The sequence below is a fragment of the Pseudomonas sp. FW305-7 genome, from assembly GCF_058786735.1.
Window position 1 is genome coordinate 104,111 of record NZ_JBYSZA010000014.1, and the last position, 24,905, is coordinate 129,015.

At 60.2% G+C, this 24,905-nt stretch carries 26 protein-coding genes and 1 pseudogene; 13 read left to right on the top strand and 14 right to left on the bottom strand.

Annotated elements, in window-relative coordinates; translation table 11 throughout:
- Positions 1-71: 71 nt before the first annotated feature.
- Both AC3WMT_RS17785 and AC3WMT_RS17790 read left to right on the top strand, forming a co-directional pair.
- Complete coding sequence (locus AC3WMT_RS17785) at positions 72-1,013, top strand: LysR substrate-binding domain-containing protein (RefSeq protein ID WP_103307232.1); 942 nt, start codon at positions 72-74, stop codon at positions 1,011-1,013.
- An 88-nt stretch (positions 1,014-1,101) separates the two neighbouring features.
- Complete coding sequence (locus AC3WMT_RS17790; protein WP_103307233.1) at positions 1,102-1,761, top strand: methyltransferase family protein; 660 nt, start codon at positions 1,102-1,104, stop codon at positions 1,759-1,761.
- A 126-nt stretch (positions 1,762-1,887) separates the two neighbouring features.
- Here the strand turns inward: AC3WMT_RS17790 and AC3WMT_RS17795 are convergent, their stop codons facing one another.
- Together AC3WMT_RS17795 and AC3WMT_RS17800 are read right to left on the bottom strand one after the other, a co-directional pair.
- The gene (locus AC3WMT_RS17795; protein WP_103307234.1) at positions 1,888-2,553 is read right to left on the bottom strand and encodes an HAD-IA family hydrolase; all 666 of its coding nucleotides are present in this window, start codon (positions 2,551-2,553) and stop codon (positions 1,888-1,890) included.
- Between the two features lie 55 nt (positions 2,554-2,608).
- Entirely contained in the window at positions 2,609-3,022 is a 414-nt protein-coding gene (locus AC3WMT_RS17800; protein ID WP_103307235.1) for a response regulator, read from the bottom strand.
- Between the two features lie 199 nt (positions 3,023-3,221).
- On the opposite strand from AC3WMT_RS17800, the gene AC3WMT_RS17805 reads away from it, so the two are divergent.
- On the top strand, positions 3,222-4,163 hold the full coding sequence (locus AC3WMT_RS17805) for a class I SAM-dependent methyltransferase (protein WP_103307236.1): 942 nt from the start codon (positions 3,222-3,224) through the stop codon (positions 4,161-4,163).
- Between the two features lie 158 nt (positions 4,164-4,321).
- Here AC3WMT_RS17805 and AC3WMT_RS17810 read toward each other — a convergent pair whose 3' ends face one another.
- On the bottom strand, positions 4,322-5,095 hold the full coding sequence (locus AC3WMT_RS17810; protein ID WP_103307237.1) for a helix-turn-helix transcriptional regulator: 774 nt from the start codon (positions 5,093-5,095) through the stop codon (positions 4,322-4,324).
- A 110-nt stretch (positions 5,096-5,205) separates the two neighbouring features.
- Here AC3WMT_RS17810 and AC3WMT_RS17815 point away from each other — a divergent pair, with 110 nt between their 5' ends.
- Positions 5,206-6,309, top strand: a complete 1,104-nt coding sequence (locus AC3WMT_RS17815; protein ID WP_103307238.1) for a polyamine ABC transporter substrate-binding protein — start codon at positions 5,206-5,208, stop codon at positions 6,307-6,309.
- 168 nt (positions 6,310-6,477) lie between these two features.
- Positions 6,478-7,596, top strand: coding sequence for a DmpA family aminopeptidase (locus AC3WMT_RS17820; RefSeq protein WP_103306734.1), 1,119 nt, complete (start codon positions 6,478-6,480; stop codon positions 7,594-7,596).
- A gap of 21 nt (positions 7,597-7,617) precedes the next feature.
- On the opposite strand, the gene AC3WMT_RS17825 is transcribed toward AC3WMT_RS17820, so the two are convergent.
- On the bottom strand, positions 7,618-8,205 hold the full coding sequence (locus tag AC3WMT_RS17825; protein WP_103306735.1) for an NAD(P)H-dependent oxidoreductase: 588 nt from the start codon (positions 8,203-8,205) through the stop codon (positions 7,618-7,620).
- An 85-nt stretch (positions 8,206-8,290) separates the two neighbouring features.
- Between AC3WMT_RS17825 and AC3WMT_RS17830 the strand changes: the two genes are divergently transcribed.
- Positions 8,291-8,929 carry a TetR/AcrR family transcriptional regulator gene (locus AC3WMT_RS17830; RefSeq protein ID WP_103306736.1) on the top strand — a complete coding sequence of 213 codons (639 nt, stop codon included), beginning with the start codon at positions 8,291-8,293 and terminating at the stop codon, positions 8,927-8,929.
- A gap of 198 nt (positions 8,930-9,127) precedes the next feature.
- On the opposite strand, the gene AC3WMT_RS17835 is transcribed toward AC3WMT_RS17830, so the two are convergent.
- On the bottom strand, positions 9,128-9,814 hold the full coding sequence (locus AC3WMT_RS17835) for a GNAT family N-acetyltransferase (RefSeq protein ID WP_103306737.1): 687 nt from the start codon (positions 9,812-9,814) through the stop codon (positions 9,128-9,130).
- Between the two features lie 215 nt (positions 9,815-10,029).
- Here AC3WMT_RS17835 and AC3WMT_RS17840 point away from each other — a divergent pair, with 215 nt between their 5' ends.
- Positions 10,030-10,353 (top strand): YXWGXW repeat-containing protein, encoded by a 324-nt coding sequence (locus AC3WMT_RS17840; RefSeq protein WP_103306738.1) that lies wholly within the window; start codon positions 10,030-10,032, stop codon positions 10,351-10,353.
- A 42-nt stretch (positions 10,354-10,395) separates the two neighbouring features.
- Entirely contained in the window at positions 10,396-10,608 is a 213-nt protein-coding gene (locus tag AC3WMT_RS17845) for a YXWGXW repeat-containing protein (protein ID WP_103306739.1), read from the top strand.
- A gap of 15 nt (positions 10,609-10,623) precedes the next feature.
- On the opposite strand, the gene AC3WMT_RS17850 is transcribed toward AC3WMT_RS17845, so the two are convergent.
- Positions 10,624-11,181 carry a YceI family protein gene (locus tag AC3WMT_RS17850; protein ID WP_103306740.1) on the bottom strand — a complete coding sequence of 186 codons (558 nt, stop codon included), beginning with the start codon at positions 11,179-11,181 and terminating at the stop codon, positions 10,624-10,626.
- An 81-nt stretch (positions 11,182-11,262) separates the two neighbouring features.
- The gene (locus AC3WMT_RS17855) at positions 11,263-12,621 is read right to left on the bottom strand and encodes an MATE family efflux transporter (protein ID WP_103306741.1); all 1,359 of its coding nucleotides are present in this window, start codon (positions 12,619-12,621) and stop codon (positions 11,263-11,265) included.
- 156 nt (positions 12,622-12,777) lie between these two features.
- On the opposite strand from AC3WMT_RS17855, the gene AC3WMT_RS17860 reads away from it, so the two are divergent.
- On the top strand, positions 12,778-13,350 hold the full coding sequence (locus AC3WMT_RS17860) for a chorismate mutase (protein WP_103306742.1): 573 nt from the start codon (positions 12,778-12,780) through the stop codon (positions 13,348-13,350).
- Between the two features lie 157 nt (positions 13,351-13,507).
- Positions 13,508-13,711, top strand: a pseudogene (locus tag AC3WMT_RS17865) (hypothetical protein); the annotation flags it as partial.
- Between the two features lie 84 nt (positions 13,712-13,795).
- Here AC3WMT_RS17865 and AC3WMT_RS17870 read toward each other — a convergent pair.
- Positions 13,796-14,884: a polyamine ABC transporter substrate-binding protein gene (locus AC3WMT_RS17870; RefSeq protein ID WP_103306743.1), complete on the bottom strand. Its 1,089-nt coding sequence runs from the start codon at positions 14,882-14,884 to the stop codon at positions 13,796-13,798.
- Positions 14,885-14,936: 52 nt separating this feature from the next.
- A complete protein-coding gene (locus tag AC3WMT_RS17875) occupies positions 14,937-16,238 on the bottom strand; it encodes an NAD(P)/FAD-dependent oxidoreductase (protein ID WP_103306744.1) in 1,302 nt (433 codons plus the stop codon).
- Between the two features lie 160 nt (positions 16,239-16,398).
- Here AC3WMT_RS17875 and AC3WMT_RS17880 point away from each other — a divergent pair, with 160 nt between their 5' ends.
- Positions 16,399-17,286 (top strand): LysR substrate-binding domain-containing protein, encoded by an 888-nt coding sequence (locus AC3WMT_RS17880; protein WP_103306745.1) that lies wholly within the window; start codon positions 16,399-16,401, stop codon positions 17,284-17,286.
- A gap of 38 nt (positions 17,287-17,324) precedes the next feature.
- Here AC3WMT_RS17880 and AC3WMT_RS17885 read toward each other — a convergent pair whose 3' ends face one another.
- The 3 genes from AC3WMT_RS17885 to AC3WMT_RS17895 form a co-directional block, all read right to left on the bottom strand.
- Positions 17,325-18,845, bottom strand: coding sequence for an ATP-dependent nuclease (locus AC3WMT_RS17885; RefSeq protein WP_158249186.1), 1,521 nt, complete (start codon positions 18,843-18,845; stop codon positions 17,325-17,327).
- A 200-nt stretch (positions 18,846-19,045) separates the two neighbouring features.
- Complete coding sequence (locus AC3WMT_RS17890; RefSeq protein ID WP_103306747.1) at positions 19,046-19,435, bottom strand: c-type cytochrome; 390 nt, start codon at positions 19,433-19,435, stop codon at positions 19,046-19,048.
- An 88-nt stretch (positions 19,436-19,523) separates the two neighbouring features.
- Positions 19,524-20,855: an aminotransferase-like domain-containing protein gene (locus AC3WMT_RS17895; RefSeq protein WP_103306748.1), complete on the bottom strand. Its 1,332-nt coding sequence runs from the start codon at positions 20,853-20,855 to the stop codon at positions 19,524-19,526.
- Positions 20,856-20,945: 90 nt separating this feature from the next.
- Between AC3WMT_RS17895 and AC3WMT_RS17900 the strand changes: the two genes are divergently transcribed.
- Positions 20,946-21,839 carry a DMT family transporter gene (locus tag AC3WMT_RS17900; RefSeq protein WP_103306749.1) on the top strand — a complete coding sequence of 298 codons (894 nt, stop codon included), beginning with the start codon at positions 20,946-20,948 and terminating at the stop codon, positions 21,837-21,839.
- Positions 21,840-21,842: 3 nt separating this feature from the next.
- Here the strand turns inward: AC3WMT_RS17900 and AC3WMT_RS17905 are convergent, their stop codons facing one another.
- The gene (locus AC3WMT_RS17905) at positions 21,843-22,658 is read right to left on the bottom strand and encodes an AraC family transcriptional regulator (protein ID WP_103306750.1); all 816 of its coding nucleotides are present in this window, start codon (positions 22,656-22,658) and stop codon (positions 21,843-21,845) included.
- Positions 22,659-22,788: 130 nt separating this feature from the next.
- Here AC3WMT_RS17905 and AC3WMT_RS17910 point away from each other — a divergent pair, with 130 nt between their 5' ends.
- Positions 22,789-23,301, top strand: coding sequence for a carboxymuconolactone decarboxylase family protein (locus tag AC3WMT_RS17910; RefSeq protein WP_103306751.1), 513 nt, complete (start codon positions 22,789-22,791; stop codon positions 23,299-23,301).
- Between the two features lie 118 nt (positions 23,302-23,419).
- On the opposite strand, the gene AC3WMT_RS17915 is transcribed toward AC3WMT_RS17910, so the two are convergent.
- Positions 23,420-24,865 carry a SulP family inorganic anion transporter gene (locus tag AC3WMT_RS17915; RefSeq protein WP_103306752.1) on the bottom strand — a complete coding sequence of 482 codons (1,446 nt, stop codon included), beginning with the start codon at positions 24,863-24,865 and terminating at the stop codon, positions 23,420-23,422.
- Between the last annotated feature and the right edge of the window lie 40 nt (positions 24,866-24,905).

Consider the following 24,905-nt stretch of genomic DNA (forward strand, 5'->3'; position numbering starts at 1 on the left):
CAAATCCTAGATTGCGACGCCGAGACCGTCCAAGACATAATGTGCAGCACTTGAGTCCTCAGAGGTCTGACATGATCGACATCCGTCAATTGCGCTACTTCGTCGCCGTCGCCGAAGAAGAGCACGTCGGCCGTGCAGCCGAACGCCTGCATATTTCCCAGTCGCCGCTGAGCCGGCAGATCGCCCAACTGGAAGAACGCCTCGGGTTGACGCTGTTCGAACGCAGCCAGCAGCGTATTCGCTTGACCCGCGATGGCCAGACGTTCCTCGCCGAAACCCGCGCCTTGCTGACCCACGCCAATCGCCTCGAATCCTTGGGCAAGCGGCTAGGCCGGGGCGAAGAAGGCGGGTTGTGCATCGGCTATATCGAAAACGCCATGCACGCCGGCGTTCTGCCCAATGCCCTGCGCGTATTGCGAGTGGACCGGCCGAATGTGCATGTCGCGCTGTACAACCTCAGTTCCGCCGAACAACTGGAAGGCCTGCGACAGCGTAGTCTCGATATCGCCCTGGTGAGCGAGCCGCCGACCGATGACGATCCCGATTTGCTCGGCTTTCAAGTGCTTGATGATCCGATGCTGCTGGCGTTGCCCGAGCAGCATCCATTGGCCTACGGGGCATCGTTGAGCCCGCAGGATCTGGCCGATCAGGAATGGATCGGCGTGCAGCCTCGGCAGGATGCCAGCGACGAGTTCGTCAGCGCGTGCATCCGCGCAGGCTTTACCCCGGATGTGCGCATGCAGGCGACCGAGCCGTTTACCGCGCTGGGGCTGGTGGCGTCGGGATTGGGCATCGCGATGATCCAGAAAGGCTTGAGCCATAACGCGCCGCCGGGCGTGGTCTTGCGCGAGGTGCCGTGGCTGACGTTTACCACGCCGCTGTGGGCAGCGTGGCACCGGATCAATTTGCGGCCGCTGGTGGAGACCTTCAGAAAAGTCCTCACCGACCCCGTCCCCCGTGGCAGCGAGCTTGATCGCGAAAGTACCGCGCCATCCCGCATCGCTGTCGACTGACCCGCCGCATTCGGGAGCAAGCCCCCTCCCACAGTTCTTCGGTGACACGCACTACACTTCACTCATCAGTTCCCTCGATGAGGTGACCATGAAAATGTCTGCGCAAATGACCGTGGTGGCGGTACTCGCCACCCTCGCCTACCTCGGCCTGGCGGTCTGGGGGATCGGCGGCGTGGCGGTATTTTTCGCCCACGGCTCGCTGGTGGTGGTCGCGCTGGCGACGGTGGCCATGGTGGTGGCGTCGCTGTTTACCGACGTCAACATGAGTTCCGGCGAGCGTGAGGACCGCGCCAATCGCTGGGTGCTGCCAGCGTTCGGCGTCATTGGTTTGCTCAGTGGCTTCTTGCCGGCGTATTGCGACCGCGTCGACTTCTGGACGTTTGGCGGCGAGGGGGTGCGCTGGCTCGGGGCTCTGCTGTTTATCATCGGCGGTGCATTGCGCTTGTGGCCGGTGTTTGTGCTGGGGCGGCGATTCAGCGGGTTGGTGGCGATTCAGCCGGGGCATCGACTGGTCACTGACGGCATCTACCAGCACCTGCGCAATCCGAGTTATCTGGGGCTGGTGGTGAATGCCGTGGGTTGGGCGCTGGCGTTTCGATCGGTGCTCGGATTGCTGCTGGCGGCGCTGACATTGATCCCGCTGATTGCCCGGATTCATTCGGAGGAAGCCTTGTTGCGCGGCCAGTTTGGTGCCGAGTACGACGCCTACTGCACGCGGAGTTGGCGCTTGCTTCCCGGCGTTTACTAACCGAAAGATCACCGATAAACCTGTGGGAGCTGGCTTGCCAGCGATGAGGCCAGCACAGCCAGTTCTTCAAGTGACTGACACACGGCCATCGCTGGCAAGCCAGCTCCCACATTGACGGGGGTTGTATCAGTTCTTACGCAGTTGCAACCGGCCGTTGTCGATGTTGACGCTGACCTCAGCGTAACCGGCCAATGTCGCGTGGGACGTTTCCAACGGGTGCTGGTGCGTTGTGGTGATGATCATCAACGCTGCGCCGGCAGCTTCGGCGGCCTGAATGCCGACGGTGGCGTCTTCGAAGATCAGGCAGTCGCGGGGTTCAAATCCCAGGCGCTTGGCAGCGAGGAGGTAACCGGCCGGATCAGGTTTGCCGGCCTTGACATCCTCCGCCGTGATCATCACCGCTGGCGTCGGAATGCCCGCTGCGGCCATCCGGCGCAGGGCCAGATCACGCGGTGCCGAAGTGACCATGGCCCAGCGTTCGACGGGCAAACTGTTGAGAAATGCCGCCGCGCCCGGAATCTCGACGATGCCTTCCACATCGCCGATTTCCGCCTCGGTGATAAACGCGGCTTGCGCCTCGGCGTCCACGCCCGGCAGGTTCAGCCGATTGATGGTATCGATGGCTCGGGCGCCGTGAATGGTCGGCAAGAACGACGCGACGTCCACACCCTGTCGCACGGCCCAGGCTGACCAGATGCGCTCGGCGGCGGCGATGGAATTGAGGACGGTGCCGTCCATGTCGAACAGGAACGCGCCGAACGCGCGGTCGAAAACACAATCGTGAGCAGACAAAAGTCGCTTCCTCTGGCAAGGGGCCGGGCAAATGTGCCCGGCAATGTAGCACTTGTCAGTGCAGGCGCGGAGCCTTGGGCTTGAACGCGCTGGCGACGCAATCGAGCAACTGGCCGATCGCCCAAGGCTTTTTGATGAACACCACCGGATGCTTGACCCCGGACGTCTCCGGCGTTTCATAGCCCGACATCACCATCACCGGTTTTTCCGGCCAGCGATCACCGACCAGATTAGCCAGATCGGCGCCATTGAGGGTGCCGGGCATGGTGATGTCGGTCAGCAGTAAAGCGACTTGCTGCGCGTGATGCTCGAGATAGACCGAAGCCGCGTCAGCGCTGGTTTGCGGCTCGACCTTGAAACCTTCCTCCTGAAGAATTTCGCAGAGAAACTCCAGAATCAACGGATCATCCTCAACCACCAGAATCAATCCGTCAGGAAGGTGCGTGTCCGCCGTCGGTGTTGGGCACATGAAACTGCACTCCCTGAATTGCATTAACGATTTAGCGGCTTGAAACCGCTGCTTATCTGGTATGAGCGGCGGACTTTGCAGAAATTCATTTTTGATACAGGTCTTTTCTCAACGGCCCTATTTACCCGGTCGCAACAGACGTTCGCACGGCTGCATTTGTGGTTAAAATGCCGGCCCTTTTGCTTGCCGACCGTGACCGATGAACCCTGAAGCCCTCGCCACCCTCCACGCCCATTTGCTGCCCGCGCTCGCGGCGGCACCGAGCGAAACCCGTCGTCTGTTCCACGGGCGCGGGCGTTGCTGGCCGGGGCTGGAGCAATTGACTGTGGACTGGCTGCAAGGCGTGGTGCTGGTGTCGCTGTTCAAAGAACCGGTGCCCGAACAGCTTGAAGCCCTCAAGCATTTGTTGGTGAACATCAGCGGTTCGGCCGAGTGGCAGCAGAGCGGCGCGCATACGCTGTTGATCCAGCATCGCTATCTGCCGCAAAGCACTGCCGAATGGCTGGTCGGCGGCGAAATCGACGAGATGACCATTGTCGAGGGCGGTCTGCAATATCGCGTCGACCTGGGCCGCAAACAAAACGCCGGGCTGTTTCTCGACATGCGTTACGGGCGTAACTGGGTGCGCGAGCAAGCCACGGGCAAGCGCGTACTCAACCTGTTCGCCTACACCTGTGGCTTTTCCGTGGCGGCCATCGAAGGTGGCGCCAGTCATGTGGTCAACCTGGACATGTCCCGCGCAGCCTTGAGCCGCGGCCGCGACAACCATCGCCTGAACGGGCATGACCTGAGCAAGGTCAGCTTCCTCGGCCACGACCTGTTCAAGTCGTGGGGCAAGGTGATCAACAGCGGCCCGTATGACTTGGTGATCATCGATCCGCCGTCGTTCCAGAAAGGCAGTTTTCTGCTGACCAAGGACTACCAGCGCGTGCTGCGCCGTTTGCCGGAACTGCTGACCGCTGACGGCGTGGTGCTGGCGTGCATGAATGATCCGGCGTTTGGCCCGGACTTCCTGATCGATGGCGTGACGCAGGAAGCGCCGAGTTTGCGCTTTGAGCAGCGCCTGGAAAATCCACCGGAGTTTCCGGATGTTGATCCTGAAAGCGGCCTCAAAGCCTTGGTTTTCCAACGCATCGATTGACCGACACAAACTCTCGAACCAACACAAATCTCTGTGGGAGGGGCGGTGCGACGATTCGACATGCCCGCGATGGCGGTGTGTCAGTCGGTATAAAGGTTGACTGGACCACCGTCATCGCTGGCAAGCCAGCTCCCACAGGTTTTGCGTAAGACCAAAAGTCACAAGGGTCTCAGCACCAGCGCAAACAACTCGCCATGCCCGTTCACGTTGAGCTTGTGATAGAGATTGCGCCGATGAACTTTGACGGTTTCCGGCGAAATCCCCATCTGCTGGGCCATCGCCTTGCTGGAGAAGCCCTGCAGAATCAGCCGCGCCGTGTCGACCTCGCGCACCGTCAGCCGCGCATCGAAGCGATCGAGCAACGTCGCCAGATCTCCAGCCACCGCTTCAGCGACCGGACCTTGCGGCGGCAACAACTGCACGTGCCGACGCATCGCCGCCAGCACCCAATCGCGCACGCACAACAGCCGCCCCTGCTCCGCCAATTCGAACGTCGTCGATCGGCCCAGTGACAAACCGAGCACGCCGCCTTCGACGTTGATCATGAACTGCAACTCGTCCTCGCCCACCACCGAACGAAAATAACTCTGGTAATACTCGCTGTGCAGGAACTGATCCGGCGCCACCGAGGCCAGGCTGTGCAAACCGTCGTTGATGCCGGTCGAGGCGGCTTGATAAAACGGGTCGAGCAGGTACATCCCTGCGGTGTAATCCGCCAGTTCCTCCTGTTCGTCGGCGCGGCCCTTGCTGTCGAAATCAATCAACAGTTGCGGCGCCTGGCCGGGTTTCATCAACGCTACCAACGCGTTATCCAGCGGCACCAGCAAGCGCAAAGTGTCCACCAGAGCGCGCCAGAAACCGTCCTGCCCGACAGCGGCAAACACTCGCGCCAGGCTTTGATGCACTGGCAATTCCTGCAACAACGCGTCCACGCACTACCCCTTTTGAGTAACCCATGATGGGAATGGGTCAGGCGAGATCGGCCCGATAGGCTGACCGCTCCTGTTCATCACCGGCCTGCACAGGCCAGGAGTGCCGCATCATGCGTCGTCATCGTGGCTATATCAACTTGGGCCTGCTCGCCTGTCTGGGCGTGACATCCGCCGCCAATGCAGTCGATGCGCCGAGCGTGCATGTCTACAACTGGTACGACTACATCGGCCCGAACACGCTGCACGATTTTCAGCGCGACAGTGGTATTGCGCCGGTGTACGACACCTTCGACAGTGCCGAGGTGCTTGAAGGCAAACTGATGACCAGCCGCAGCGGTTACGACGTGGTGGTGGCGAGTAACTTCAGCCTGCCAACGCTGATCAAGGCGGGCGCCCTCGCCCCGCTGCCGCGCGATCAATTGCCGGGCTGGAAGAACCTCGACAACGATCTGCTGAGCAAACTGGCCAACAACGATCCCGGCAATCAATACGCGGTGCCCTACCTGTGGGGCACCAACGGCATCGGTTACAACGTCGACAAGGTCCGGGCTGCGTTGGGCGACAAGGCGCCGGTGGATTCCTGGGATCTGGTGTTCAACGAAGAGAACCTCGCCAAGCTCGGTCAGTGCGGCGTGGCGATGCTCGATTCGCCGTCGGAAATGCTCCCGGTTGCCCTGCACTACCTGGGGCTGCCACCGAACAGTACGAATGCCGAAGACTATAAAAAAGCCGAGGCACTGCTGCTGAAGCTGCGCCCGCACATTGCCTATTTCAATTCGTCGAAATTCATCAGCGACCTGTCCAACGGCAACATCTGCGTGGCGGTCGGCTGGTCGGGGGCGATGCTTGAAGCCAAGGCCAATGCCGAGCAAGCCAACAACGGCGTGAAGATCGCCTACAGCCTGCCGAAGGAAGGTGCGCCGGTGTGGTTCGACACGCTGGTGCTGCTCAAGGATGCGCCGAATCGGGCTCAAGGTCTGGCGTTCATCGATTACCTGTTGCGCCCCGAGGTGATCGCGCCGGTCAGTGATCATCTGTCGTATCCGAACGGCAATCGCGCAGCCACGCCGCTGGTGGCTGAGGCGACACGGGACAACCCGGCGGTTTATCCATCGGCCGCTGCAATGGCCACGCTGTACACCCTTGAGCCCTTGCCCAAAGCCACCGAGCGCGTGCGTACGCGGGTGTGGAGCAAGGTCAAGAACGGCCAATAACCACCCCTAAAAACACCTGAAGACCTGTGGGAGCGGGCTTGCCCGCGATGACGGTGTGTCAGACAACGAATGTATTGACTGAATGGACGCCATCGCGGGCAAGCCCGGCTCCCACAGGTTTTGTGATCAACCTGCCTTCCTTATTTCTGCCTGAGAGAGACAACATCCATGAAACCCCGCGCCCGAGATCTGAACATCCGCATCGGCCAACTGCCGACCGGCCCGCTCAACGCCATCACTGATGTCCCCGGCGTTCGCGTCGGCCACAGCAATGTGCGTGGTCGCAGCAGTGCCGGTCGCGACATCTGCACCGGCGTCACCCTGATCGAACCCCGCCAAGGTTCGACCAACCAGCAACCGTGCTTCGCCGGCGTCCATGTGCTCAACGGCAACGGTGATGCCACCGGACTCGAGTGGATTCGTGAGGCCGGGTTGCTGACCAGTCCGATTGCCTTTACCAACACTCACAGCCTCGGCGTGGTGCGTGATGCGCTGATTGCACTGGATCGCCAGCAGCAACCGGACGACGGCCGCCTCTACTGGAACATGCCGGTGGTGCTGGAGACCTTCGACGGTTTGCTCAACGACATCAACGGGTTTCACGTCAGGCCCGAGCATGTCGCCGAAGCCCTGCATAGCGCTGTCGGGGGGCCGGTGCAGGAAGGTGCCGTCGGCGGTGGCAGCGGCATGATCTGCCATGAGTTCAAGGGGGGCATCGGCACCGCTTCGCGCAAATTGAGTGCCGCACAAGGTGGCTGGACCGTAGGGGCGATCTTGCAGGCGAACCACGGCATTCGCAGTGAGTTGCGCGTTGATGGCTATCCGGTCGGGCGCTACATGGAACAGGTGGATTCGCCGTTTCTGCGAGCGTCGTTGCCGCATCCGGGCATGGGCTCGATCGTCGTGTGCCTGGCGACTGACGCGCCGCTGTTGCCGCACCAATGCACGCGTCTGGCGCAGCGCGCCAGCCTTGGTCTGGCGCGGACCGGCGGCGGCAATGAAGACCACAGCGGCGACATCTTTATCGCCTTCGCCACCGGCAACGATCACGTGCCGCCCGCCGCCTATGAGGGCAAAGGCGCATCGGCCTGTGAGGGCTTGCGCATGGTCAACAACGACCACATCAGCGAGCTGTTTCTGGCGGCCACCGAGGCGGTTGAAGAAGCGATCATCAATGCCCTGCTCGCCAGCAACAGCACCGACGGCAATGGCCACTCGGTACCGGGACTGGACGCCGAGACCCTGCTCGCTGCCCTCGACAAGGCCGGCTGGCCGGGTTCGCGATAACGTACGCAGCTTCTAAACGGACTATCTCGCCATTTGGGTGCCGAGCTCGCGGGCGGCACTCAGTTGCTGCGCGGGATCACGCAACTCCGATTCCGGCAGCAACGTCGAACTCAGCACCGTCGCCCCGCTGTAATCGAAAATCCCGTGTTCGATCTGCGCCTTCATCGCCGCGCCGTAGCCATGGCGCTGGTAGGTGCGCGCATCCGCCCCGGCGAGCTGGACCAAGTGCACGCGCATACGCTGCAGCAACTTCACATGCTTGAGGTCGCCACTGAAATCGAACGCCCAGCCATTGCTGAAGACCCGGTCGATCCAGCCTTTGAGCAGCGCCGGCATCGACCACCAGTACACCGGATACACCAGCACCAACGTATCGGCACGATCAATGCGGGCCTGCTCTGCCAGCACATCCGCAGGCGGCTGCGACTCACGGTGATGCACGGCGAAATCGGCGGCGCCGAAACGCGGCTCGAACCCTTCGGCGTAAAGATCGGCGATCTCAACGGTATTGTGCGGATCGGCCTGCGTCAGACCTTCGGCGATCTGCGCTGCCACGCCGTGGGTCAATGAACGAGGATCGTGATGCGCGACAACAATCAAAGTGTGCATGGGAAATCTCCTGTTGGTGATTGCCAACCAAGGCTTATATACTCTTGGTAAGTTACGAACAGTAAGTTACGTTTGGTATATAACGATGTCAACCACTGAAATTTCCGAACAGAACGCTCCCGCTCAACCCCGCCGAAGACTGTCCCGTGAAGACCGCCTGCGCCAGTTGCTCGACGTCGCCTGGCAAATCATCCGCGCCGAAGGCACCGACGCTCTGACCCTCGGCTACCTCGCGGAAAAGGCTGGCGTGACCAAACCGGTGGTCTACGACCACTTCGTCACTCGCGCCGGATTGCTGGCGGCGCTGTACCGGGATTTCGATGCGCGACAGACGCTGGTGATGGACGCCGCGATCGCCAATTGCGAGCCGACATTGATCAGCACCGCGTCGGTAATTGCCAAGGCGTACGTCGATTGTGTGTTGCTGCAAGGCAACGAGATTCCCGGAGTGATTGCGGCCTTGGCGAGCACGCCGGAACTGGAGAAGATCAAGCGTGAGTACGAGGCGATCTTCCTCGAAAAATGCCGCGCGGATCTGGCGCCCTATGCCAACGGCGGGCAGATCACTCAAGCGGCTTTGCGTGCCATGCTTGGCGCGGCGGAAGCCTTGTCGCATGCCGCAGCCAACGGCGAAATCAGCGCCGAACAGGCCAGTGACGAACTGTATGAAACCATCATGGCGATGGTTGAAAGAGCCGCCGCCCGCGCGACTGGCGGTACTTGAGCGCACACGCGCACGCTCCTAGGATGAAATCACGCAGCGGCTTTGATCATCGAGTGCTGCGTAGGCGCGGGTGCTCTGAACCCCAATCAAGCCCGCGCCTTTGCTTCATGCGCACCTTGAGCCTCACGGGCTCCACTTCCTCCCCATCAAAGAGCTTTGAGGCTCTTTTTTTGTCTGCGCAAATCCGGCTTCGCTTGATCAGTGAACGGTGAGCCGTTGACGGACAAATTCCCCGGTATGACGGGTCGTCTGATCGAGATGCCGGTCACGCTGTTTCTCGGCGTCGAGCATGGCGCGCTTGCCGTTCTTCTGCAGCAGATAGGTATGAATCTGCTGCACCTCCAGCGAACGGTAGATCGGCGTCGTGTCGATAAATCCACGCAACCCATTGCTGCGGTGATGTCGGGTACTCATCAGCACCTGCGTTTCACGCTGGCCGATCACCTCAAAGCCCAACGCCTCGAAATACGGGACTTTGCCGACGGTGCAGGCCAGTTCAGCGTGGGGATAACGCCCGAGCATTTCGCCGATCATCGCGCGCGCCACGCCCTGACGCCGATGCCCTTCACGCACCGCCATATAGGCAACGCTGCAGGCATCCCAATCGCCCTGCACCGGTAGATACAAGAGGAAACCGATGACCTGTTCCGGATCCTCCTCGTCGGTGGCAACCAGCAACTCAACCTCGGTGCCCTTCTCGCCGTTCAACGCTTCCAGGTACAGATGGACCTCATAGCCCACCGCGTACTGATAGACGTTGTACAACAGGTTGCTCGGGCCTAGCCCCACCGCACTGATGTCGGTCAGGTAGTCGACGACCATTTGCAGAATCTGGCTGTTGACGCCTTCGGGGCATGGGGTTTTGTAGTGGGTGATGCGTGGCATGGGGGTGAACTCTGGCGGAAAACTGCGACATCATACCTTGTAGGCCAGATCTGCCTGTAGGTGTGCCGGCTGAACAGCCGCCTGCGTTATCGCCTCTGGAGGCGAAGGCCAATAGCTGAAGAAAATTTCATCCGCCGCCAACAGGATCTTTCGCCGTTTCAACGTCCAATTCTTCAGCTGCGTTGATTTTCCAACACAGGCCTCGAGGAGTTGTCATGAGCGTTTTGCGTTCGCTGTCCAAATGGCGGAAAACCTTACTGCTGGTGCCGTTGACGCTGGCGGCGCTGGCCAGCGCGCCAGTGTTTGCTCAACAAGTGGTGATCGTCCAGCAAGCCCCGCCACCGATGCGCATGGAAGTGATGCCCGGCCCGCGCCCCGGCTATGTCTGGGACCAAGGCCATTGGCGCTGGGAAGGTCGTGGTTACGTGTGGATGCCCGGCCATTGGCAGCCGGTGAGACACGGCGCCCGCTGGAAACCGGGGCACTGGCAGGCACGCGGGCCGAACTGGTTCTGGGTTGAAGGGCATTGGGTGCGTTGATCATTAGCCCGCCTGCAAACGTTACTTTCCGGGAATATCACCATGTCGAAAACCGTTAAATCCCTGCTTGCCGCCACGCTGGTCGCGATCACCCTCTCCGGCTGCGTCGTCGCACCGGCTCGCCCCCACCGCCCGCCGCCGCCAGTTGAAGTGGTGCCGGTGATGCCGGCGCCGGGTTATCACTGGGTCGCCGGTCACTACCGCTGGGGCGGTAATCAATGGCGCTGGGTGCCAGGGCACTGGCGCGCCTATTGATCCGATCGGGTGGCGTCACTGCTGTGGCGCCACCACCTTGAACTTGATCGCGATATCTTTCGACACCACGGTGTCCGCCCACTCCCCCGCGCCCAGGCCGAACTCGTCGCGCTTGAGCACCAGCTCACCGTCGAAAATCCCGATGGCGTTGTCCGGTTTCAATTCCACCGGCACCTGAACTTCGCGGGTGATGCCTTTGAGCGTGAGCTGGCCGGCGATCAGATAATGGTTTTCGCCCACCCGCGTGAAATGGCTCGACTCGAATGCTGCGACGGGATATTTCGCCGTGTCGAACCATGCGGGTTTCACCAGTTCGGTATTGGCGTCTTCGCTGCCCGCGTCGATGCTGGTGAGGTCGATGTGCAAGGTGGTATGGGCGCTGGCGAGGTCATCGGTGTTGAAGTCCAGCGTCGCCTCGAACTTGCCGAAGGTGCCGTACATCCGCGAGCCCATCTGGTTGTAGGTGAAACTGATCTGACTGGCGGTGGTGTTGACCCGGGTGTATTCGACAGCCTGTGCGGCGGGCAACGTGCACAGGCAAAACGCGGCAGCCAGCAGCAATCGGATCGACATGGGATTCTCCGGGCAGCGCTTGCCGTCGAGGGACTCGTTTGACTTAAGCAAACAACCCGCCGTTACGCCAGCCCGCAGGGATCAAACCAGTCGTTCGATTTTCTGGTGCTGCCAGACAAGTTTGTAATACAGCGTCTGCAACACCAGCATCCCGAGATACGCCACCGGAAACGCCATCCACACCCCTTGCAAACCAAACTGCCCGTCCAGCCAATACGCCGCCGGCAACTGCACGCCGACCACACAGACAATCGCAATCGCGACCGGCACCAGCACCGTGCCGCTGGCGCGCATGATCCCGCCGATGATCGCCTGGAAGCCGAATACCAACAGGCTCCACAGCATGATATGCAATAGGTGCTCGGCCATCGCCCGGGTCGAGTCCTCGGTCAGGAACAACCCGAGCAGCCAGTGCGAAAGCAGATAACCCAGCACAATCAAGCCACCGGTCAGACACACGTTGATCAACAGACCGGTGCGCAGAATCGGCCCCATCCGCTCCAGTCGCCCGGCGCCAATGGCCTGTGCGCCAAGGATCGACGCGGTGATCGCAATCGACAACGCCGGGAACTGCACGTAATTGACGATCTGCGTCACTGCACCATAGGCCGCTGTCGCTTGCGATCCGTGCTGGTTGACCAGCGCCAGAATCACCAGCTCCGACAGTGACAACACAATCATCTGCACGCCGGTCGGCAAACCGATGCGCAGGACCTTGCCAAGAATCGCCCCGTCGAGCCGCAGCGCCGCAAAGAACTCCCGGTCCGGCGCCAGCGGATGGTCCTTGCGAATCAGCCGCCACGAAAGCCACGCCATCGCCGCCAGGTTACCCGCGAGCCCTGCATACGCGGCGCTCTGAATGCCCAATTGCGGCAGACCGAACCAGCCACGAATCAACGCCGGTGTCAGCGCCAGCCCGACACAGGTCGACACCATCAGCGCCAGCAATGGCGACAGCGTGTCACTCACACCGCGCAGCAACTGCGTGAACAGCACGAACACCAGCAGCGATGGCAAGATCCACATCATCACATGGGCATACGCCACCGCATCATCCAGTACATCCGCCGGCGTCCCCAATCCCGCCAGCGCCTGCCGCGCAAACACACTGCCCAACACCGCCGCCACCAGACCGATCAACACCCCCAGCAACAGCGTCGCCCCGGCAATAGCCTTGACCATGTGCGGCTCGCGCGCGCCCCACGCCTGACCGATCAACACGCCCGCACCCGCGCCGAGGCCGATCACCAGCGCGATAAAGAAAAACACCACGGGAAACATGCCCGACACCGCCGCCAATGCCTGAGTACCGAGCATCTGGCCGATGTAGATGCTGTTGACTGTGCCCGACATCGATTGCAGAAAATTGGACAGCACCATTGGCGCCAGGAACAGCAGATAGGTTTGCCAGAGGCGTTTGGTGACGCTGGGGGTTTGCATTGACTGGAGGTCCATCTCGACGGCGGAGGCTGATGGAGGATAGCTTCGGTGAGTTCGATGCGAGGTGCAATTAACATTTCAGGTTGTTTATTCTCGGTGCCGTTTCCGGGTTGTGATAAACCCCCCTCCCAGAATTCAGCCATCGAGGCTCGGCTCATGCCCTACTTTCCAAACCTGCTGACCTGCACCCTTCTCGCCCTGTCCGCCACTTGCGCCCAGGCCGCCGCGCTTCCCGCGCCACCTCAATCCCTGAAGCCGCTACTGATGACATTGAACGAACGCCTGAACATCGGCGATCTCGTCGCGCTGACCAAATGGGACAGTGGCAAGCCGATTCAGGACAGCCCGCGTGAGGCTCAAGTCATCGCCAACGCCCGCACCCAGGCGACTGAGCGCAAGCTCGACCCGGAGGATGTCGCGCAGTTGATCGCGGCGCAAATGGAGGCCAATAAACTGGTGCAGTACGGTTTGCTCGCGCAATGGCAAGCAGCCGGCAAGGCACCGGACACGCCGCGCCCGGATCTGGGCAAGCAGATTCGTCCGCGTCTGGATGAGCTGCAAAACCGGTTGTTGCAGCAGTACGCGGACTTTGCGCCTTATCACCGTGATCCGAATTGTTCGGTGTGGCTGGCTGAGGCTCGTAACGGTCTGGCACATGATGCGTTGCATGAGTTGGCGCTGGTCCGCGCCACTGGCGAGTTGTGTGTACGAGCGGTCGAGGGGCTTTGATTGCGGGGTGAAGGTCAAAGCCTACAGGGATAGGCGGCGGGTCTGGTAACCATCATCGGCGTCGATGTTCACCATCACGGCAATGAAGTTCTCATAAAAAATCCGCGGCGTAAGATCGCCTCCATACCAACCAACAACACCCCTGGAGCACACGATCATGAAACGCCAAACCTTAGTCAGCATCGCTTTCTCGGTTTTCGCAGTTAACGCTTTTGCCGCAACACCGGCTCACACCATGATCGCTGAAGGCGGTTCGGATCGGTTGATTGAAAGTCGCGTTGCCGAAGGTGGTTCGGATCGTCTGCTCGAACGCCGCGTTGCTGAAGGTGGCTCTGATCGTCTGCTCGAACGCCGCGTTGCATGAATCAATAGTTGCACCGCAGCCCACACAAAAAGCCCGGCCTGATCAGCCGGGCTTTTTCACGTCTGTTGTTACCGGTATGGATCAAGTGTTGGTTTTGAGTTTGGTCCACAACCGCGTGGTCAGTCGTGCAATCGCCGCCGGCAACTCTTCTACGGTGAACAACTTTTCCATCACGCTTTTCGGCGGATAAATCGCTGCATCCTCTTTCACATCCGGGTTCAGAAACTCATTGGCCGCGGCATTCGGGTTGGCGTAGTGAATGCTGTTACTGATGTTGGCGATCACCTTGGGTTCAAGCAGGTAGTTCATGTAGGCGTAGCCGTTCTTTGCATGGGGCGCGCTTTTCGGCATGACCAGCATGTCGAACCACAGGGTCGTGCCTTCGTCCGGGATCGAGTAAGCGATATCGATACCGTTTTTCGCTTCCTTGGCACTGGCCGCCGCCTGAACGATATCGCCGTTGAAACCGATCACCACGCATACGTTGCCGTTGGCCAGATCACTGATGTATTTCGAAGCGTGAAAGTATTGGATGTACGGGCGAATTTTCAACAAGGCCTGCTCGGCTTTTTTGTAATCCGCCGGTTCGTGGCTGTGCGGCGGCAGGCCCAGATAGTTGAGGGTAATCGGCAAGACCTGAGTCGGGTTATCAATGAACGCCACGCCGCACTGGCTGAGCTTCTTGATGTTCTCCTCGTCGAACAGCATCTTCCACGAGCGCGTGATATCAGTGTTGCCGAAGATTGCCTTGATCTTCTCGACGTTGTAGCCGATGCCGGCGGTGCCCCACATGTAGGGATAGCCGTACTGGTTGCCAGGGTCGTTGACTTCAAGTTTCTGCATCAACAGCGGATCGAGGTTTTTCCAGTTCGGCAGTTGCGACTTGTCCAGCTTCTGAATCGCCCCGGCCTTGATCAGCCGCGACAGAAAGTGGTTCGACGGGCTGACGACGTCATAACCGGTATTACCGGTCATCAACTTCGATTCCAGCACTTCGTTACTGTCATGAATGTCGTAAGTGGTCTTGATACCGCTGGCCTGGGTGAAGTTGGCTAAGGTGTCTGGTGCGATGTAACTGTTCCAGTTGGAAATGTTGACCGTTTCATCGGCGTAAGCGGTCGCCGAACCGGCAGCGAGTACGATCGCCAGGGAAAGTGGCTGGATGCGCATGTTCTATCACCTGTATTAAGTGGCTTTTGTTCTTGTGCGATTTGCGGGAATTTCAGATCTCTGTTCTGGCCCTGACCGCCTCCACGCGCATGCGAAGCATGGCACCGATGTCGAAGAATGGCCGCGGTGGCAGCCAGCCGGGTTCGGCGCGTTGCATCACCGATTGCAACAGCGGCGAATCAACGCCCGAGGCCAGTTCGGCCAGCAACCGTCCCCACAAAGTCCCGCGCGCCACGCCCGAACCATTGCAGCCGGCCACGGCAAACACGCCCTCCTCGACCCGGTCGAAAAACGCCTGGCCGCTGCGGCTTGCGCTCAAATGGCCGGTCCAGGTGTATTGAATGTCTTGCTCGCCGAGAAACGGAAAACGCCGCTGCAAGCCACGAACATGGTGTTGCCGGCGTAGCGCCAGTTCGCTGTTGGACAGGTCACGCGTGCGATATTCGGCGGTGTTGCGGATCATCACCCGACGGTCCGGGGTCAACCGCACCGTGGCGCCGAGCGGCCGGGTCGACAACACGCCCCAGGGCTCCACCGCGCCGATGGCCTGAAACTCCTGATCCGTTAGCGGTCGCGTGAGGCTGGCGCTGAGTTCCATCGGGAACGTGGCGCTATCGGCAATGCCAACCCGAGGAATGAACGCGTTCAGGCACACCAGAATCTGCTTGGCTTCGATACTGCCATCCGCCGCACTCGCTCTCAGCCGTCCCTGGCTCAGGCGCTCGATACCGGTGATGTCAGTGTTCTCGTAAACGGTGATAGAGCCCGGCAATGCGTTGAGCAACCCTTTCACGTATTGGGCCGGTTGCAGCAGCGCGTTGCCTTGGCCGCACCAGATCGCCGCTTGGTAATGGCGGGTGCCGAGTTTCTGCGCAAGGGCCGTGCCTTGCAAAAACTCGGCACGGGCGCCGAGGGCGCGTAGCGTCGCCAGTTTGGCGTCAACGTGGTCGAGCTTGGCCCGGTCGCTGACGGCGAAGTAATAGCCGCTGTCGCGAAAGTTACAGTCGATGGCATGGCGAGCGATACGCTGGCGTACCTCTTCGCTGGCGGCACGGGAAATCATTGTGTCGACTTCAAACCCGGCAAAGCCCTTAGCGCCAATCAACTCGCTGTGCGCCGGATGCTCATGGGCCACAACAAAACCTGAATTGCGCGCCGAAGCCCCTTGCGCTGCGCGTTGTCGATCAACCACCACAATGCGCGCCTGAGGGTGCATTTCAGCAAGGGTGTGTGCGGCACTGAGTCCGGTGATCCCGGCGCCGATCACCAGCCAGTCGGCTTTTTGCACGCCACTCAGGCGACCGCGTTCCGGCGAGCTGCCGGCCTGCGCGATCCAGCCACATAGGTTTTCCATGCACCACCTCGTTCGACTGTCGTTCTGCGGCTTGCTTCTGATTCGATGACATGCGTGAATCGCATGGGCAACTTGAGAAGATCACCGCCAGAGCTAGAATCTATTAGGTCTTCGCACGACCGACCAACGCTATAAAATCATCGAGCCATTCTGAAAACGCATGGATAACCTTCGCCACGTACCCTCACTGCAAGCCATGCAAGCCTTGGTCGAAGTGGCCCGCTGCGGCAGCTTCACCAGCGCTGCGCAGACGTTGTGCCTGACTCAAAGCGCTGTCAGCCGGCAGATCCAGCAACTGGAAAGCCACTTCAACGTCGCGCTGTTCATCAGGACCAGTCGCAACCTGCGCCTGACTCCGGAGGGCGAACAAGTGCTGGCCAGCGCCCGCAACATCCTTGAACAACTGAAAACCCTCGAAGAACGCCTCGCCCCGCAGAAGCGTCCGTTCCGCATCCGCATGCACGTCTCGCTGGCGGTGCGCTGGCTGCTGCCCAAACTCAGCGACTTCTATCTGAGTCATCCGCAGGTGTCGCTGGCGATCGAGACGGTCGCCACCGAAGTCGTCGAGCCGGGCAACGACAGTGATGCGTACATTGTTTATCTGCCGCAGCCGTCGAGTGATCCGGAGTGCCTGACGCTGTTCGAGGAAATGCTGGTGCCGGTGTGTTCACCCCACCTGGAAAACGCCCCGCGTTCGGTCGACGAATTGTCGCGCTTCGCCTTGCTGCATCGTTCGGCGGACCGGCAAGCCTGGATCGAATGGCTGGCGGCGAATGAGGGAAAACCGCTGGAGGATTACCGGCACATCCCGTTCAACCTCGATGAGCTGGCACTGGATGCGGCGGCGCGGGGATTGGGCGTGGCAGTGACGGACATGACGCTGGCGGCGGAGTCGATCGAGCGCGGGGTGTTGGTGGTGCCGTTTGGGCAGCCATTGAAGACCGGGGGAGTTTACGCGCTGTGCCTGCTGCCTTCGGCCGCTGGGCATCCTGCCTGCACAACGGTCCTGCAATGGTTCGCGAGCCATGTCCAGGTCGAGGCGGTGTGAGCTGCACCACCTCTTGGCAATCGGTATGAAACGTTGCTTCAACGATTCGCCCGGTCGATGAATTCACACAGCCGGGTTACCTGACTGTCGAGATCCAACACTGTGAAGTCCACCTTCCACTTCTTGATATATCGGCTCGCCACGGCAACTTTATCTCCACTGCGCTTGAGATCCTTCGATTTTGCATTGGGCGCCGGTTTCGCAACTTCATATTTAAGCCAGTTCTCCCAAATGCCTGGGGCGGAGTACTTGTGCACATTTTTATGCTGAGCCTTCAGGCTTTTTTTGAATTGCGTTTCGTCCAGATAGTTTTCAATTTCACGACCTTCCGTCACCCAGGCAAAACCCGGATTTGCAGCCGTTCCGGAAAACTCCTTTTTGAGTCGCTCCTTGGTGGTGTTGAGCTTGACGTGGGGGGCTTCTTTATCGCTGTCAAACATGATGGCGGAATGGCGATTGAGTTTTTTCAACTTGATCAAGTCAGCCAGCGGCTCCGTTTCAGCCGAAAGGTGACTGAACAAACGCCCGCCATAAAACATGATCGAGTAATGAACTCCCTCGATGAAATCCTTGCACTTATGGCGAATCCACCAATTGAGGTAAATGCGATCGGACGGCCCTTCCACCCAGATCACACTATTGGCCTGAAGCAGATCCGAGGCGCGATAGCCCAGTTGATCGAGTACTTTGCCAATGTCGGCCGCAAGTACCTGGCCATCATGCATCTGGAATATTTTTACTGCGGGTTTGCCATTCAATTCAGCCGCTGCGTTGATCAGCGCAGAAGAATGGGTGGTCATCAACAGCTGCAACTGCTCTGCCTCGACCCGCTCAGCGATCGATGCAAACAGCAAGCGCTGAAAATGGGGATGCAGATGTGATTCGGGTTCTTCCAGCAAGGCGATCCCTCCTCGCGGAATTTCGTTGAGCCATTTCATTACCGCCGCGTAAGCCTTCCAACCCGACGGAAAAGACTCCACGGGCAGGCTGTGTGGCGAAAGCGGTAACTCATCAACCGCGCTGTCCGCGAGGAAGACGTAAAGAGTTTGCGCATCCTTCTTTTGCAGCGCGCCGCCGTTCTTTGGTCGGGACAATCTGCCCTTGTAGGTATTCCAGTCGACCGCACCGGTCAACATGGGCCCCAGATCATTCAACAACAGCATTGCATCGGCATCGACAGGGAGCGTGCCACCACAGTGCAGGTACCTGACAACGACGCCCTCTACCGAAGGAGTTTGAATGCGCTGACCGGCGGCGAGAACACGAGGGATTTTTTCTTTTTTTACTGGCGCGGAGGCTACTTTACGATCTGTTCGACTCAGCATCTGGCACATCACCGAGTCATAGTCCGGGGCGACGGGCTCAAATTTGTATGAGTAATCAATATTGTCAAAAGAAGCGGAGAATCCAGAAAAAACGCCTGAAAAAACATTCTCGGTATAAAGACTGGGCAATAGTTGCGGAGAGGCCAGCGCCCTGACCATGTCGATGACTGTAGATTTACCCGCACCGTTACTGCCTATGAAGACATTGATGTCAGTCAGGTCGATGCGTTCCATGACATCAATGTGCTGCTGCGTACCGACGCCTCTTTTGGGCTGCTTGGGCCGGACGTTCAACTGGCGTATGGAGGAAAATCGAAGGCTTCGAACATGCATGACCGTGTGGCGCCTGTCTTATTCAAAAGACATGGACTCTAGCAGACTCCCAACCGTCTATCTCGGCGACCTCCAGAACATATGGCGGCGCGACTCGCACCTCACTGCGCTTGAAATCCTTGCAGGTAAGCCAACAGATTATCGAGCTTTTCCTCATCACTCAGCCCCCAGAAAATCATCCGCGTCCCGGGCACCACGCCTTTCGGATCTTTCAGGTAGGCCTTCAATGTTTCGTGATCCCAGGTCACGCCGGAATTTTTCATCGCATCGGAATACACGTAGTTCGCCGAGGTCCCGGCGGGCCGGCCGATGATGCCGTTGAGTTGCGGGCCGAATCCAGGGCGGGCGGATTCGCCGACTTGATGGCAACCGCCGCACAGGCGCGGGAAGATTTTCGCGCCGGCTTCGGGATCGCCCGCTGCATGGGCGGTGGTGCTGAGCAGGCCAGCAGTGAGGATCAAGGCGAGGGACAGTGAAGCGGTGTTTTTCATCTAGCGATCCAGAGCGATGTATTGCAATTGGGGCAAAGGCTAACACTTTGTGGCAAGAGAGCTTGCTGCCTTGCCACAGGTTTGTTTTTTACAGGTAAGCGGCGATGACCTTTCTGACGGTGATCAATGCCTGGCGCAACACCGCCATGTCCACCGAGCCGAGTGCCAGACGAATCGCATGCGGGACGTGCGGCGCCACTGAAAACGGTTCGGCGGTGGTCACTGAAATCTGTTCGTGCATCAGTTCCACGACGATCTGATCGGCGCGCACGTCTTCCGGCAGCGGTAGCCACAGGAAATACGAGAACGGATGGCCGATGCACGTCAGCCCTTGCAACAACTCGGCGGCCAACGCATGGCGAGCTTTGGCATCGTGACGTTTCTGCTCTTCAAGCAGCGTGACGGTGCCGTCATCAAGCCAGCCGCAAGCAATCGCCGTCATCACGCCCGGCGTGTTCCAGGTGGTGGCGCGAATGATGCGCTCCAGTGCCGGTACTCTGGGTGCGGGCGCTGCGATGAAACCGACGCGCAGGCCGGTGGCGATGTTCTTGGAAAGACCTGAGACATACACCGTTCGCTCCGGCGCCATGTCGATCAGCGTTCGCGGTGGGTTTTCCACCAGAAAGGCGTAGGCCGCATCTTCGATGATCGTCAGATCATGCCGACGGGCAATCGCTACCAGTTGCTCGCGCTGCTCTAAAGGCATCACCCAACCCAGCGGATTGTGCAGCGTCGGCATGCTGTACACGGCGCGCACCGGGCGGGTTTGGCAAAGCTTTTCCAGCGCCGCCAGATCCGGCCCGTGGTCGTTGACCGCAATGGCCACCACCTCCAGATGCAGTGCCTCGGCCAAGACCTTGAACCCGGAATACGTCAGCGCATCCGCCGCAATCACATCACCCGGTTTGAGCAACGCCATCAGCGTCACCGCCAGCCCTTGCTGGGCGCCGTTGACGATCAGCACTTGCTCGGCCTCGACGTTTACGCCACGGGCCAACAGATGTCGCGCGACCGAGGCTCGTTCATGCTGGCGACCGGCGTGCGGCTGATAACGCAGCAGCGACTCCAGATCGCCCGATAACGCCAATTGCCGCAACGCCGTGCGCAACAAATCCGCTTGCCCCGGCAATGACGGGTAGTTGAAGTTGAGGTCGATCATGCCCACCGCCACGTCCTTCTGATCGATACCCTGCCCCGGCGCCAGTGAGGTTTCCCGCACGAAGGTGCCGCGCCCGGTTTCGCCGCTGACCAGGCCCATCGCCTCGAGTTCGGCATAGACCCGCGAGGCCGTGACCAGCGCCAGCCCCTCGCTGACGGCCAGTTGCCGGTGGGTCGGCAATCGCGTACCGGGCACCAGGCGCCCCGAGCGAATGTCAGCCGCGAACGTGTCAACGAGAGTCTTGTAGCGCGAGCGCGGCATCGTGGGATGTATCCATGACAATTATTTGATTGTCCCGATTCTCGGCTCCAGGATCGCTGAAAAGCAACCCCACCTGGAGCGCGACTTTGTATGGAACGGACTGCAAACCTGGACACCCCGGCCCTGGAAAAAACCAGCGGCTGGATCAATGGATTCATTGGCGTGGTGATTTTCAGCGGCTCGCTGCCGGCCACACGTCTGGCGGTGCTGGAATTCGAACCGGTGTTTCTCACCGTGTTGCGCGCGGCGATTGCCGGGCTGTTGGCGGTGGGTTTGCTGGGGTTGTTTCGGGAACGACCTCCGGCAAGGCATCAGTGGCTGTCGCTGTTCATTGTCGCGATGGGCGTGGTGCTGGGTTTTCCGTTGCTGACGGCGCTGGCGCTGCAACACGTGACGTCGGCACATTCGATTGTCTTTGTCGGACTGCTGCCGTTGGCGACGGCGATTTTCGGCGTGTTGCGTGGCGGTGAACGTCCACGACCGGTGTTCTGGTTTTTCTCGCTGCTGGGTAGTGCCTTGGTCGTCGGTTTCGCCCTGTCTCAGGGTCTGACCGCATCGCCCACAGGAGACTTGTTGATGCTCGCAGCGATCCTGGTCTGCGGCCTCGGTTACGCTGAAGGCGCGAAGCTGTCACGGACCCTCGGTGGCTGGCAGGTGATCTGCTGGGCGCTGGTGCTGTCATTGCCGGTGATGGCGCTATCGAGTCTGTGGCTGGCGCCCGCCTCGTTCGCCAACATCAGCCTGACGGCATGGTTGTGTCTGGCCTACGTGGCGCTGTTCAGCATGCTGATCGGCTTTGTGTTCTGGTATCGCGGACTCGCGCAAGGCGGGATTGCGGCGGTTGGGCAGTTGCAGTTGCTGCAACCGTTTTTCGGCTTGGCACTGGCCGCGACACTGCTGCATGAACACGTCAGCGTCGGCATGCTCGCGGTGACGCTGGGCGTGATTCTATGCGTGGCCGGGGCGAAGAAATTTGCCAGATAAGCGTCAAAGTCCTGCCTTCCACTCCCGAGGACTGAGCCCGGTTTTGCGCCGAAAGGCCCGGGCCAGCGCCGAGGGACTTTCATAACCGACTTCATCGGCAATCAACGCAATCGGCTTGCCTTCGCGCAGGCGTTTCTGCGCCAGACTGACCCGCCAGCTCAGCAGGTAATCGGCCGGCGTCTGGCCGACGACGCGGCGAAACTGCTCGGCAAACCCGGCGCGCGAGAGGTTGGCGGCGCTGGCCAGATCCGCCACGCTCCAGGATTTCGCCGGTTGCTCGTGGATCAGGTTCAAGGCCCGGGACAAGCGCGGATCAGCCAGCCCGGCCATCATCCCCGGTTGTTGATCGCGGCTGCTGATGAGATGCCGCAACAACAGAATCACCAGCAATTCGAACAAACGATCCATCACCGCCATACGCCCGCAATGACCTTCGAAAGCTTCCTTGAACAGCCATTCCAGCGTATCGCCCAACTGCGGAATGTCGGTCAGTTTAAGCACCAGATAATCCGGCAACGCCGCCGCCAAGGCATTGCCGGAGCCGCCGTCGAATGTCAGCGTCGCGCACACCAGTTTCGTGTCCATGGCCTCGTCGGCCGACATTCGGTGAGCTAACGGTCGGGGGAAGAAAATCAGCGAAGGCTCGGTCAAGCTAATCTCGCGTTCATTTCCGGGCTGGAGCAGCAGCTCACCCGCCTGCAACAGGTGCACATGCCCACTCGGCTCGCCCCCGTGCACGCTGATACCGCAGAACTCGCCGCTGTGGAAGGTGCCGGCATTGACGCCGAAATGACTGAGCAGTGTAGACAGGCGATCCATGGCGACTCCCGGGGCAGTTCTGGACGATCTGTCGCATATCCTCGACGATTTGCCGCCAAAGCACCAGCCGCGCTCAATAACATCAACTCCATCGCCGGCGCACTTCGCACCGGACTTTCGGAGAGTCATCATGAGCCGCATCAACGCCATCAGCCTCGACACCGCCACCGACGCCACTCGCCCGGTACTGGAAGGCGTGAAGAAGAAAATCGGTTTTCTGCCGAACGTGTTCGCTACTTTGGCCAAGGCCCCGGTGGCCCTTGATACCTACGTGCAAGCCTCGGCGCTCCTCGGCAAGTCGTCGCTGAGTGCCAAGGAAAAAGAAGCGGTGTACCTCGCCACGTCGCAGGTCAACGGTTGCGATTATTGCCTGGCGGCGCACACCCTGTTTGCCGGTAAATCCGGGCTGTCAGCGCAGGACATTGTCGCGGCGCGTCAAGGCGAACTCAACGCCTACGCCGCCCTCGCCTATCAACTGACGCAAACTCGCGGCCACTTGAGCGACGAGCACATCGCCGCCGCCCGCGCCGCCGGGATCGACGACAGCAAAATTATTGAAGTGATTGCGCTGGTGGCGGTGCAGACCCTGACCAACTACCTGAACAACACAGCGCTGACCGATATCGATTTCCCGGCGATCTGAAACTGGCTCCTTCTCATCTAGGAGCTGTCGAGTGGAACGAGGCTGCGATCTTTTGATCTTGAGACTTTTCAGATCAACTGATCGCAGCCTTCGGCAGTTCCTACAGGAGACGAGGTGTTCAGTCGTGATCGACACCGGCACGTTTGAGCAGTTTCTTGCAGCGCTCTGACAGATGAAAAACCTGCAGATGCTTGCCGGCCTTCTCATAGCGTTCGCGCAGGGTTTTCAGCGCGGCGATCGCCGAGTAATCGACGAAGCTCAAATGCCGGCAATCGAGCGTGACCCTGGCGGGATCATTGGCCGGGTCGAACTGGTTGAGGAACGGTGTAGTCGAGGCAAAGAACAACGTGCCGTGCAGGCGATAGAGTTTGCTGCCGTCGGCCTCCAGATGTTCATCGGCGTACAACTCGCGCGCCTGCTGCCAGGCGAAATTCAGTGCAGCGATGATGATGCCGCATAGCACCGCCGTGGCCAGATCGGTGAACACGGTGATGGTGGTCACGGCGATGATCACCAGCACATCGTTGAGCGGCACCTTGTTCACCACCCGCAACGAGGCCCAGGCGAAAGTCTGCTGCGACACCACGAACATCACGCCGACCAGCGCCGCCAGCGGAATGCGCTCGATCAGCGGTGACAGAAACAGGATGAACAACAAAATCAGCACGCCCGCCACCACGCCAGACAAACGCCCGCGCCCGCCGGAGCTGAGGTTGATCACGGTCTGGCCGATCATCGCGCAGCCGCCCATGCCGCCGAATGCGCCCGAGACCATGTTCGCCGCGCCCAGCGCCACACACTCGCGATCCGGGTAGCCACGGGTTTCAGTGATTTCGTCGGTGAGGTTCAGCGTCAGCAGGGTTTCCAGCAGGCCGACCAGCGCCATCAGGATCGCGTACGGGGCGATGATGCTCAGGGTTTGCAGGTTCCACGGGATGTCCGGCAGTGCGAAAGTCGGCAGGCCACCGGCGATGTGCGCCATGTCGCCGAGGGTGCGGGTCGGCAGACCGAACAGATAAACCAGCAGGCCCACACCGAGAATGGCCACCAGCGCCGGCGGCACAGCGCGGGTCAGACGCGGCAGGATGTAGACGATGGCCATGGTCAGCAGCACCAGCCCGGTCATCAGATACAGCGGCGTGCCGCTGAGCCAGTCCTCACCACTTTTGAAATGTTCCAGTTGCGCCAGCGCAATGATGATCGCCAGGCCGTTGACGAAGCCGAGCATCACCGGGTGCGGCACCATGCGCACCAGTTTGCCCAGCCGCAACAGCCCGAAGGCCATCATGATCAGCCCGCCCAACAGCACGGTTGCCAGCAGATACTGCACGCCGTGTTGCACCACCAGTGCGACGATCACCACCGCCATTGAACCCGCCGCGCCGGACACCATACCCGGCCGACCGCCAAACAACGCGGTCAGCGTACAAATGATGAAGGCGCCATACAGGCCCATCAATGGATTGAGGTGCGCCACCAGCGCAAACGCAATGCATTCGGGCAACAGGGCAAACGAGGTAGTGAGTCCGGCCAGGACATCGGCGCGCAGACGTATCGGTTTCATGGCTTACCTGATTGAGCGGCCGCTGAGCACGGCCTGCGAT